Here is a 10,205-nt window from a genome sequence, read left to right as displayed (position 1 = left end):
GAGGAACAGATACTCAGCCTGCTCCCGGAATGGAACCAGCGCCCGGTCGTTGACGCCTTGCAGGCGATGCGCGGCATCGCGCTGATCAATGCCGTGGTGCTGGGGGAGATCGGCAGTTTCAGCGCCACTATCCTTGCGAGGTGCGGCCGTTCATGCGAAGAGCCCGGGAGCAATAGCTTATTTCGTAACTGCCGAACGACGATGGCACAGAGAATCACAATCGCTTGGCGCGTCACGCTTTGCTATCTGGCCGGGCTGACGGAAAGTCTGTTGGTCTTCGCATCTTTCGGAGCCCCGCACCGCAACGTGGCAGCGCAAGATCTTCTTTCGGCCTTCGTTCTTTATCTGGCCGTAGGGGTGGTCGTCTCTTGGCCCCTCTGGTTGACGGCCGCTGTCGTGGCGTTCGTTTTCGCGAGGTCGGTCGCTGCAAATCCAGGTCTGTGGGCTGCCGCGGCGACGTTGATCGGCGCCGGCTTCTCGTATGGAACCCTGCCCTTCGACGGTGAAATCAGGTCTCTTGCCACCGTCGGTGGCCTCGCCGCAATTCTGGCAGGCATTTCTTTTTATTGTTGGAGTGTATCGCGCCCGGTTCCCCCGGCATCCAACTGAAAACACCATTAATCGCGCGCTTGCCTTGCGGGGCAAAACCGTTCATGCGAAGAGCCCGCACGCGAGTGAAAACAGCGACAGGCAAGCGCAACAGATGAGCAGGCGCCGGAAATGAGCAAGCGCAAGAACGGGCTCACCTATGCCGAAGCGGGCGTCGACATCGATGCCGGCAATCTCATGGTCGAGAAGATCAAGCCGCTGGTGCGCGCCACTCGCCGGCCGGGTGCCGATGGCGAGATCGGCGGCTTCGGCGGCCTGTTCGACCTCAAGGCAGCCGGCTTCACCGACCCGGTGCTGGTCGCCGCCAATGACGGCGTCGGCACCAAGCTGAAGATCGCCATCGATGCCGGCAAGCACGACACGATCGGCATCGACCTCGTCGCCATGTGCGTCAACGACATCGTCGTGCAAGGCGCCGAGCCGCTGTTCTTCCTCGACTATTTCGCCACCGGCAAGCTCGATCCCGACCAGGGTGCTGCGATCGTCGGCGGCATTGCCGCCGGCTGCAGGGAGGCCGGCTGCGCGCTGATCGGCGGCGAGACGGCGGAAATGCCAGGCATGTATCACGGCAAGGATTACGACCTTGCCGGCTTTGCCGTCGGTGCCGCCGAACGCGGCCAATTGCTGCCGACCGACGACATCGTCGAGGGCGACGTACTGCTCGGCCTCGCCTCGTCGGGCCTGCATTCGAACGGCTTTTCGCTGGTCCGCCGCATCGTCACCGTAAGCGGCGTTGGCTGGAACGATGCGGCGCCGTTCAATGACGAAGCGACGCTGGCCGAGGCGCTGCTCGAACCGACCCGCATCTACGTCAAGTCGATCCTCAAGGCGATCCGCAACACCCACGGCATCAAGGCTCTGGCGCATATCACCGGCGGCGGCTTTCCCGAAAACATTCCGCGCGTTCTGCCCAAGGATTTTTCGGCCGAGCTCGACCTCGGCGCCATCGAGGTGCCGCCGGTGTTCTCATGGCTGGCCAAGACCGGCGGGGTCGCACCGGAAGAGATGATGCGCACCTTCAATTGCGGCATCGGCATGATCCTGGTCGTCGCCTCGGGCCAGGCGGCGCAGGTCGCCGCCGTGCTGCAGGAAGCCGGCGAGACGGTGACGCCGATCGGCCAGATCGTGCCGCGCCGCGACGCCGGGGTGATCTATCGGGGCTCGATCGGCCTATGACCAGAAAACGCACGGTGGTGCTGATCTCGGGGCGCGGCTCCAACATGACGGCGCTGATCGCGGCGGCGGGCAACCCGGCCTATCCGGCCGAGATCGTCGGCGTCATCTCCGACCGCGCCAATGCCGCCGGCCTCGGCATCGCCGCGGCTCGCGGCATCGCCACCAAGGTGATTTCGCGCTCGGACTATTCCAGCAAGGAAGCGCATGACGAGGCGATCGACGCGGCCCTTTTGTCGTTTCGCGCCGAGATCGTCGCGCTGGCCGGCTATATGCGCATCCTCGGTGCGCGCTTCGTCGAGAAATGGCAGGGCCGGATGGTCAACATCCACCCTGCCCTGCTGCCTGCCTTCAAGGGCCTGGATACGCATGCGCGAGCTATCCGCGCGGGCATGCGCATCCATGGCTGCACGGTGCATTTCGTCACGCTCGACATGGATGACGGCCCGATCATCGCCCAGGCCGCCGTGCCGGTGATGGTAGGCGACAACGAGGATTCGCTGGCGGCGCGCGTGCTCAAGGCCGAGCACCAGCTCTATCCGCTGGCGCTGGGGCTGGTCGCCGAAGGCAAGGCGCGCATGGAAGCCGGCCGCACGGTGTTTTCCCGCTTCGCCGACGATGCCGACAACGCCACGTCGGTGGTGATAGCGCCCGACCCGCTGCGCGAAGAGACCGATCTGGAGCACCTGGCGCGGATTACGCCGTAAGATGCATCCTAATTGCAATCAAATTTTGATTGCAATTAGGACCCTTCTCGCCTAATTTGCTTGCATGAACAGCAAGCACAAGCGTGTGCTCAGGGCGATCTTCACGGATCCGGTTTCGGGCAGCATCGAATGGATCGCCATCGAAACCCTGCTGGTTGCGGTCGGTTGCCAAGTGATCGAGGGAAACGGTTCGCGCGTGCGCTTCGTGTTCAACCGTGAGGTCGAAACCTTCCATCGGCCGCATCCGTCAAAGGAAGCGAAACGATATCAGGTGAGAGATGCTCGCCAATTCCTGTCGAGGATCGGAGTGAAGCCATGAATGCGATGACCTACAAGGGCTATTCCGCCCGTATCGATTATGATGATGACGACGAGATTTTCTTCGGCCGGATTGCCGGAATTCGCGACGGTGTATCGTTCCACGCTGAAACGGTCGCGGAGCTGAAGGCTGCTTTTCATGAAGCCGTGGACGACTATGTCGAAACCTGTGCGAAGATCGGTAAATCGCCGCAAAAACCCTATTCCGGCAATCTCATGCTGCGCGTCGATCCCTCGGTCCACTCGAAAGTGGCGCTGGCTGCGGAAGTCGCGGGCAAGAGCCTGAACCAATGGGGTGAAGAGGTCTTGCGCGAGGCCGCCGACAAGCAGATCGCCTGACGTTCGAGGATTTCTCATCCAACGCGCGTCTGTCTCTCCAGGACCGGATTATGAAGCAACTGCTGCTCCTGCGCCACGCCAAGTCGAGTTGGGATGATCCCGATCTTATCGACTTCGACCGGCCGCTGTCCGGGCGTGGGCTGAAGGCAGCGCCGCTGGTCGGGCGCGAACTGGCCCGGCGCGGCTGGCTGCCGGAGCTGGCGCTGGTATCGCCGGCGCTGCGCACCCGCGACACGTGGCGGCTGGTCTCGGCGGAGTTGCCGGCGAAGGTGCAGGCCAAATTTGCCCAGGCGCTCTACGAGGCAGCGGCGGCGGACATTCTCGCCAAGGTGCGGCAGGCAAATGCCAAGATCGGTACGCTTCTGGTGCTCGGACACAATCCCGGGCTGGAGGAGTTCGCAAGCCGTCTTGCCGGCGCCGGATCGGACGATGCGGCGCTCAAAAAGCTGGCGGAAAAATTTCCGACCGCGGCCCTGGCCCGTTTCGACGTCGACGCCGACTGGGCCGGTCTTACTTTTGGCAGTGCCCGGCTGACGCACTGCATTTGGCCGAAGGATCTGCGCTAGAGATTGGCCGACAGGCCGGAGGGGGGTGGGAAGGATCGCCGACTTTTCGGCCGACCCTCTTCCGCGAACAAGAACGGCGGGCCAAGCCCGCCGCTCTTTGTGCTCCGGGGTTTGAGGAACTAGCGGCCCCAGTTGCCCCTGCCAGATTGGGGCACCACGGACTGAGCCGTGCCGGACTGGGTCGTCGCCCTGGTGTCGACGGCATTGTGCTCAGCCGTCAGCGGCTTGCGGATCGAGCCCGTAAACGCGTTGTCAACATTGCCAACAGGCGCGGCCGGCTGGTTGACGCCGTCCGAACCATAGTGGTCGCTGCCGGCAAAGGCGCTGCCTGTGGCGATGAGGATGATGGCGGCGACGGTAAGAGCAATCTTGGTCATATCAGGTACTCCAATGTATTGGGCATTCGTGAGAGTGTCGTTGCTTTCGACGCATTCGAGATGAGAGTGCTGCCCGCACCGACGAATACGCACCCGAAGCGCACGTTGCTGGACGATTTCAGCAACCGAGATTGCGGCTACAGATGAAACCTGCAAATCAAAGTATTCGAGTGGCGTGGGATTCGATCCGGCGCGTGTCCACGTTGATACGCAAAAGCAAGAGTAGCGGGCCAAGCCGGCCGCTCTTTGTGTTCCAGGGCTGTGATAATCAGCGGCCCCAGATGCCTTGGCCGGATTCGGGCGCGACGGACTCGGTCGTCGTCTTGGTATGCTCAGTCGTGACCGGCTTGCGGATCGAACCGGTGAAATTGTTGTCGACATTCGCGCTGGGGGCGGCCGGCTGGTTGAAATTGTCCGAGCCATAATGGTCGCTGAAGGCAAAAGCAGTGCCGGTGGCAACCAGGATGGCGGCGGCGGTAAGAGCGATCTTGGTCATTTCAGGTACTCCGGTATTTCTCTGTTCTGTTCGTCAAGTGGCGTGCCTTGGGAGGAATTCGCGTCGCTCGGACCAGCCCGAGATGGGTCGGCGGGGCTGTCGTTTCCAATCACGAAAATTTTGTGCCGGTGCGCCAAATTGGCCGCTTGAAATCCGACATACGGCCCCTTTTGCCACAATCTTCTGGTTTATTATCAATCGGTTACGTCGACATTGGTGATTTGCGGCGCGAACGTTTCGTGAGCCGGCGTTCACCCGATGCTATACGCTCCGTCAACAGAAACGAACCGTTCGGTTCGATTATGCTGCCGGACCAATGCGCGATGAAATTCACGCAGCTACCGGTTCGGCGCCAGCGGCGTCATGCCTGGGCCGCGCGCTGGCCAGAAGTACGACGGGGCAGTTGCAGGCGGCCAGAACAGCGCCGGCGGTTTCGCCGAAGAACAGGTTCTCACCCGGCCGTTGAGTGACCCCCATTACGACGATCGCCGCACCGTTGGCCACCTCCCGGATGATCGCCTTGTCGGGTGTGACGCGGGTATGGAACGCTGTGTCTACAGGCACACCGTAGCGGCTGGCCAAGTCGGCGATGTCTTTCAGAACGGCCTCTTCGCGGCTATGCGACACAGATGTCGACCTGCGGCCCTTGGTTGCCCTTTGCGAGACGTAGAGCATCTTGACCCGCGCCCGGTTTGGACGGGCTAGAGCCAGCGCAAAGTCGGCGGCGCGACGCGCCACTTGAGTACCGTTGACGGGGACGAGAATGCTGGTGCCGGCCTTCAGCGTCGGCATCTTTTCGGCAGCATTGCCGCCGTTCAGGACCAGGCAAAGCGGGCCGTCAAATCCTCCGGCAATGTCGTTGAGGGTCGGCGCGAAGGCGCCATCGATGGTCAGCACATTGTCGAGGCCGACCAGCAGCAGGCCGTATCCCTTGCGGGCCTCTTCGGCGATCGTCTCACCGGTGGCTTCCGATTCGGTGCGAGCCGTCAGGTGGACTTTGTCGACCAGCGTATCTTCGATCCGTTTCACCGCCTGGGCGCTTTTTTTTGCACCCTTCTTGATTTCCTTCAGGGTGCGCTCCTGCCCCTTGCTGTCGGTTGGCCTGTCAATTCGGCCGTCTTTCAGGCGCAGCAAGGTGGTGGGCATGCCGCTGCCTCCGCCGACCAGTCCAGCGAGATAGGCGGTGAACTTGCCGACCCTGCTGTCGTCGACCAGCACCAGCAGCCGCTCCAGCCTGGAAATGAAGCCGTATTCGTCCAACGCCTCGCGCTCGACACGCTGCTGCTCGTCGTGCCCAACCGGCAGCCGGCCAAGCGCCCAGCGCAGCATCGGCGGCATGGCCAGCGTGGTGATCACGGCCATGGTGACGATCATGGTGAAGAGATTGTGCGACAGGATGTTCATCGACAGGCCGATGCTGGCGACGATCACCTCGGTCGAGCCGCGCGCGTTCATTGCGCTGCCGACGGCGATCGCTTCCTTGAACGACATGGCGGCGAGCCTGGCGCCGATGAACGCGCCGCCAAACTTGCCGATGCTGGCGATGACCACGAGAGCGCCTGTCAGCATGGCAAGCGTCGGGTCGGCGAGCACTGTGAGATCGGCGGAAAGCCCCGCCATGCCGAAGAAGATCGGCATGAACAGCGCGGTGATGACGCCGCGAAGCTGGCCCTCGATGTGGCTGGAGAGGATGGGTGATTCACCGACAAGGATGCCGGCGACGAACGCCCCCAGCACGGTGTGGACGCCTATCATGTTGGTGATCAGCGCCATCACCCCCATGATGATGAGGATCATGGTGATCACCGCATACTCGCTGCGGAAGGCATCGTTGGTCCAGCGGATCAAGGTGAAGACTAGACGGCGGCCGATGGTGAAGGAGAACACCATGAACAGTGCCACCTCGGCGACGGTGGTCACCAGCGGCGCGAACTGCAGCCTGCCGTTGGTGGCGATGCCGAAGGTTACGGCGATGATCAGCCAGCCGATCGTGTCCTCGATGATCGCCGAGGAAATAATCACCTGACCGAGGTTGCGGCGCATGAAGTTCATCTCGCGCACCACCATGGCGACGATCTTGACCGACGAGATCGACAGCGCGGTGCCCAGGAACAGCCCGGCGACGGTGCGTTGGGTCGGGTCGGCCAGCAGTGCGTCCGGCAGGAATTGCGCAAGCGCGAAAGCGCAGATGAAGGGCACCACAATGCCGGTCCCCGAAATGGAAAAACATGCCGCGCCGACCCGGCGCACCAGCCGCAGGTCCGTCTCCATGCCGGTCAGCAAAAGCAGCATCAGTATGCCAAGCTGCGAGACGGCGTCGATCATGCCCTTTTGCGCAGGATCACTGGGAAAGATCAGGTGCTGGGCGGACGGCCACAGCCAACCGAACAGCGACGGACCGAGCAGGATGCCGCCGATCAGTTGGCCCATGATTGCCGGCTGGCCATAGCGCTGCAGCACTTCGCCCAGGCCACGCCCGACAAGCAGCAGCAGGACGATCTCGGCAACGAAAGCGCCCTCGCCCGAACCGCCCATTCCCGAGGCCTTGGTTCCGGCAACAAGCGTCTCCGCCGCCCAGGCCCCGCTTGCGGGGACGAACGCCCAAACCAGCAGCGCCAGGCTGGAACGTGTCGGAGCCTGCCAAACCATGAAACCCCCATCGCCCAATGCACGTGCCCAACAACGCGCGACAGGGCGTTGCGTTGCTAGACGTGGACGTCACCGAAGGAGAGTTCGCCGTCGTCGCTCTCCGTCAGGAAGGCTGTCACCAGCAGGCCGGCATAGAGGATGGCGACCAGCACGACGATGACGGCGCCAGGGATTGGGCCTAAGGCAGCACCGGTGACGGCCTCACGCATCGAACCGACGAAGCCGACGCGGACGCCTTCGGTCAGAAGACTTGGCGTCGACAGTTTGAGGATCCAGGCCAGGAGCAGGATCAGCAGCATGTAGATGTAATTCCGACGCAGGCGGCGCGCCAAAGCCGCTCGTTGCGAAATGAGGAATTTCGGCGCGCGCAGGCTCTCGCCGACGATCAGCAGCCAATCGGACGCGAAGTCCGGCTGCGGCGAGAATATCTGCGCGAAATAATGCCGTTCGAACTGGCGCACGCGGGCCCGGTAGAAGTCGAAGAAGCGGTATCGGCGCGCCTCTATCCACAGCAGCAGCAGAACAAGCAGCATGGCAAACAGCAGCACGCCGTGATGAGCGCTGGCTGTGGAAAGCGATACGGACAGCATTGCCGCCACGACAGTTATCGCCCAATTGCTTGTCAGGTCCAGGCGGTCGCGCCACCCCGCCATGCGCAGAATCTCGGCGCGATGAAAGTGCGACATCGTGGTTACGAGTTCGCCGGACGAAAGTGTCCTTCCGATGGGGTCCGGCGCCGCCAACGCTTCTGCCATGACCATGCCTCCACCCGCCACGCGAAAACGGCTGGATGGACATATCGTTCCGACGCTTCAATTGGCCGGGCGCAGCCAGACCTTGTTGTCGTGGAAGGCAGCGCCGCCATAGGGCGCCGGCGCGTCGGCGCCGGTCAGCACGTTGATGCCCTCGCCGCGCTCATGGGCGCCGTTCGGCCAGATGCCTTCGGCGACCACCACGCCGCGCTTGATGCCGTCGAACAATCTTGCGTGCAGCACCACTTCGCCACGCCGGTTGCCGACCTCGACACGGCCGCCGTCGGCGACCCCGAGTGCCGCCGCATCGTCGGGATGCAAGAGCAGTTCCGGCCGGCCCTCCTTCGCCTTCGACACCGGCGTTTCGGCAAAGGTCGAATTGAGGAAATTGCGCGCCGGCGAGGTGGTCAGCCGGAACGGGTGCGCCTCGTCCGCCACCTCGATCAGGTCGACATGGTCCGGAAATTCCGGCAGGCGCGCCACCGGGCCGAAGAGGCCCATGCTTTTCGGTGGCCGATTGGGTGCCGCCTGCCCGGTCCAGTCGGCGCGGAAGTGGAATTTTCCGTCCGCGTGGCCGAAGCCGTTGAGGAAATGCGCGGCCTCGAAATCCGGTTGCAGATCAAGCCATTTCTCGTCCTTCAGGCTCGAAAAGCTGCCCAGCCCGCGCTTGCCCAAAATGATGTCGATATGCTGCTGCTCGGTCATGCCGAAGCCCGGACGATCGGCGACGCCAAGCCTCTTGCCGAGCTCCTCGATGACGAAATGGTTGGTGCGCGGACCTTCCGGCGGGTCGATCAGCTTCGGCCCGAGCGTGATGTGCTGGTTGCCGCCGCCCTTGTAGACGTCGTCATGCTCGAGAAACATCGTTGCCGGCAGCACGACATCGGCGAGTTTTGCGGTGTCCGTCATGAACTGCTCGTGCACGCAGGAAAACAGGTCGTCGCGCAGAAAACCCTGCTTCACCAGCCGCTGCTCCGGCGCGACATTGACTGGATTGGTGTTCTGGATCAGCAGCGCCGTCACTGGCGGGCCGCCATAGAGCGCATCCGCCGCCCCGGTCAGCACCGGGCCGATGCGCGAATGGTCGAGATGACGGATCGCGGGGTCGCGCATCCGTGTGCCCTCCAGCAGTTCCTGGTTGAGCTTGAAGATGCCCGAATTGGTATGGAAGGCGCCGCCGCCCTCATACTGCCAGCAGCCGGTGACCGCGGCGATCGAGGCTGCGGAATGCATGTTGACCGAACCGTTGCGCTGCCGCGAAAAACCGTAGCCGAGGCGGAAGTAAGTCTTCTTCGTCGTGCCGACGAGCCGGGCGAAGGTCTCGATTTCGTCGACAGAAAGCCCGGTGATATTAGCGGCCCATTGCGGCGTCCGCGTCTTGAGATGCGCCTCCAGCCCCTGCGGGTCGTCGGTGTATTTTTCCAGATAGGCGCGGTCGGCCATGCCGTCGCGGAACAGCACGTGCATGACAGCGCAGGCCAGCGCGCCGTCAGTGCCGGGCTTCAGCACCAGGCCAAGATCGGCCTGCTTCATGGTCGCATTCTCATAGACGTCGATGACGACGATCTTGGCGCCGCGTTCCTTGCGCGCCTTGACGGCGTGGGTCATCACGTTGACCTGCGTGACCACGGCGTTGGTGCCCCAGATCACCACGCAGTCGGACTTTGCCATCTCGCGCGGGTCGGGGCCACGCAGCGCGCCGGCGCCCATCATCCAGCCGGTCCAGGCCAGATTGGTGCAGATCGAACCGAAGAAGCCGGAGTATTTTTTGGCGTGCCTGAGCCGCTCGATGCCGTCGCGCTGCACCAGCCCCATCGTGCCGGCATAGTAATAGGGCCAGACCGTCTCCGAGCCATATTTTGCCTCGGCCGCGATGAATTTTTCGGCGACAAGGTCGAGTGCGGCTTCCCAACTCGCTTCCTTCCAGGCGCCCTCGCCCTTGGCGCCGGCACGGACCAACGGCTTCAGCAAGCGCTCGGGGTGATGGACGCGGTCGGCATAGCGGGCGACCTTGGCGCAGATGACGCCGGCCGTATAGCTGTTGGCCTTGGCGCCGTGGACGCGGCCGATACGCCTGGCGTCGAGCAGCTCGACTTCGAGCGCGCAGGTCGAGGGACAATCATGCGGACAGGCCGAATGGCCGATTTTGAGCTTGGCGTGCTGATTCATGGAACGAGGGTAGCCGGTTCCGTGCATGGCGTGTAGGGCCAGATGATTAG

At 63.1% G+C, this 10,205-nt stretch carries 10 protein-coding genes and 1 pseudogene; 6 read left to right on the top strand and 5 right to left on the bottom strand.

The genetic code is table 11. The features are described 5' to 3' along the window. From NKI85_RS31880 to NKI85_RS31855, 6 genes and pseudogenes are all read left to right on the top strand, one after another. Window positions 1–609 (top strand): annotated as a pseudogene (locus NKI85_RS31880) (hypothetical protein); the annotation flags it as partial. 111 nt (window positions 610–720) lie between these two features. After that, window positions 721–1,785 carry a phosphoribosylformylglycinamidine cyclo-ligase gene (purM, locus tag NKI85_RS31875; protein WP_352530663.1) on the top strand — a complete coding sequence of 355 codons (1,065 nt, stop codon included), beginning with the start codon at window positions 721–723 and terminating at the stop codon, window positions 1,783–1,785. Continuing rightward, complete coding sequence (purN, locus tag NKI85_RS31870) at window positions 1,782–2,489, top strand: phosphoribosylglycinamide formyltransferase (RefSeq protein WP_352530665.1); 708 nt, start codon at window positions 1,782–1,784, stop codon at window positions 2,487–2,489. The genes purM and purN overlap by 4 nt, the downstream gene beginning before the upstream one ends. Before the next feature lie 85 nt (window positions 2,490–2,574). Beyond that, window positions 2,575–2,808, top strand: a complete 234-nt coding sequence (locus NKI85_RS31865; RefSeq protein WP_352530667.1) for a type II toxin-antitoxin system HicA family toxin — start codon at window positions 2,575–2,577, stop codon at window positions 2,806–2,808. After that, window positions 2,805–3,146 carry a type II toxin-antitoxin system HicB family antitoxin gene (locus NKI85_RS31860; protein WP_352530669.1) on the top strand — a complete coding sequence of 114 codons (342 nt, stop codon included), beginning with the start codon at window positions 2,805–2,807 and terminating at the stop codon, window positions 3,144–3,146. The genes NKI85_RS31865 and NKI85_RS31860 overlap by 4 nt, the downstream gene beginning before the upstream one ends. A gap of 50 nt (window positions 3,147–3,196) precedes the next feature. Beyond that, complete coding sequence (locus tag NKI85_RS31855) at window positions 3,197–3,712, top strand: SixA phosphatase family protein (RefSeq protein ID WP_352530671.1); 516 nt, start codon at window positions 3,197–3,199, stop codon at window positions 3,710–3,712. A gap of 119 nt (window positions 3,713–3,831) precedes the next feature. Here the strand turns inward: NKI85_RS31855 and NKI85_RS31850 are convergent, their stop codons facing one another. The 5 genes from NKI85_RS31850 to NKI85_RS31830 form a co-directional block, all read right to left on the bottom strand. Next, window positions 3,832–4,089: a DUF680 domain-containing protein gene (locus tag NKI85_RS31850; protein WP_352530674.1), complete on the bottom strand. Its 258-nt coding sequence runs from the start codon at window positions 4,087–4,089 to the stop codon at window positions 3,832–3,834. Window positions 4,090–4,357: 268 nt separating this feature from the next. Then, window positions 4,358–4,585: a DUF680 domain-containing protein gene (locus tag NKI85_RS31845; RefSeq protein WP_352530676.1), complete on the bottom strand. Its 228-nt coding sequence runs from the start codon at window positions 4,583–4,585 to the stop codon at window positions 4,358–4,360. A 330-nt stretch (window positions 4,586–4,915) separates the two neighbouring features. Continuing rightward, the gene (locus tag NKI85_RS31840) at window positions 4,916–7,234 is read right to left on the bottom strand and encodes a cation:proton antiporter domain-containing protein (protein ID WP_352530678.1); all 2,319 of its coding nucleotides are present in this window, start codon (window positions 7,232–7,234) and stop codon (window positions 4,916–4,918) included. Between the two features lie 56 nt (window positions 7,235–7,290). Beyond that, window positions 7,291–7,989 carry a DUF2270 domain-containing protein gene (locus tag NKI85_RS31835; RefSeq protein ID WP_352530680.1) on the bottom strand — a complete coding sequence of 233 codons (699 nt, stop codon included), beginning with the start codon at window positions 7,987–7,989 and terminating at the stop codon, window positions 7,291–7,293. Window positions 7,990–8,046: 57 nt separating this feature from the next. Next, window positions 8,047–10,155, bottom strand: coding sequence for a molybdopterin-containing oxidoreductase family protein (locus tag NKI85_RS31830; protein WP_352530682.1), 2,109 nt, complete (start codon window positions 10,153–10,155; stop codon window positions 8,047–8,049). Between the last annotated feature and the right edge of the window lie 50 nt (window positions 10,156–10,205).

Source organism: Mesorhizobium sp. M0571 (genome assembly GCF_040320985.1).
Taxonomy (GTDB): domain Bacteria; phylum Pseudomonadota; class Alphaproteobacteria; order Rhizobiales; family Rhizobiaceae; genus Mesorhizobium.
Note: the sequence above shows the minus strand (reverse complement) of the source record. Positions and strands in the feature narration are given on the sequence as shown.

Coding starts and splice junctions, on each gene's coding strand:
- purM (WP_352530663.1), top strand. CDS start 721: ATGAGCAAGCGCAAGAACGGGCTCACCTATGCCGAAGCGGGCGTCGAC.
- purN (WP_352530665.1), top strand. CDS start 1,782: ATGACCAGAAAACGCACGGTGGTGCTGATCTCGGGGCGCGGCTCCAAC.
- NKI85_RS31860 (WP_352530669.1), top strand. CDS start 2,805: ATGAATGCGATGACCTACAAGGGCTATTCCGCCCGTATCGATTATGAT.
- NKI85_RS31855 (WP_352530671.1), top strand. CDS start 3,197: ATGAAGCAACTGCTGCTCCTGCGCCACGCCAAGTCGAGTTGGGATGAT.
- NKI85_RS31850 (WP_352530674.1), bottom strand. CDS start 4,089: ATGACCAAGATTGCTCTTACCGTCGCCGCCATCATCCTCATCGCCACA.
- NKI85_RS31845 (WP_352530676.1), bottom strand. CDS start 4,585: ATGACCAAGATCGCTCTTACCGCCGCCGCCATCCTGGTTGCCACCGGC.
- NKI85_RS31840 (WP_352530678.1), bottom strand. CDS start 7,234: ATGGTTTGGCAGGCTCCGACACGTTCCAGCCTGGCGCTGCTGGTTTGG.
- NKI85_RS31835 (WP_352530680.1), bottom strand. CDS start 7,989: ATGGCAGAAGCGTTGGCGGCGCCGGACCCCATCGGAAGGACACTTTCG.
- NKI85_RS31830 (WP_352530682.1), bottom strand. CDS start 10,155: ATGAATCAGCACGCCAAGCTCAAAATCGGCCATTCGGCCTGTCCGCAT.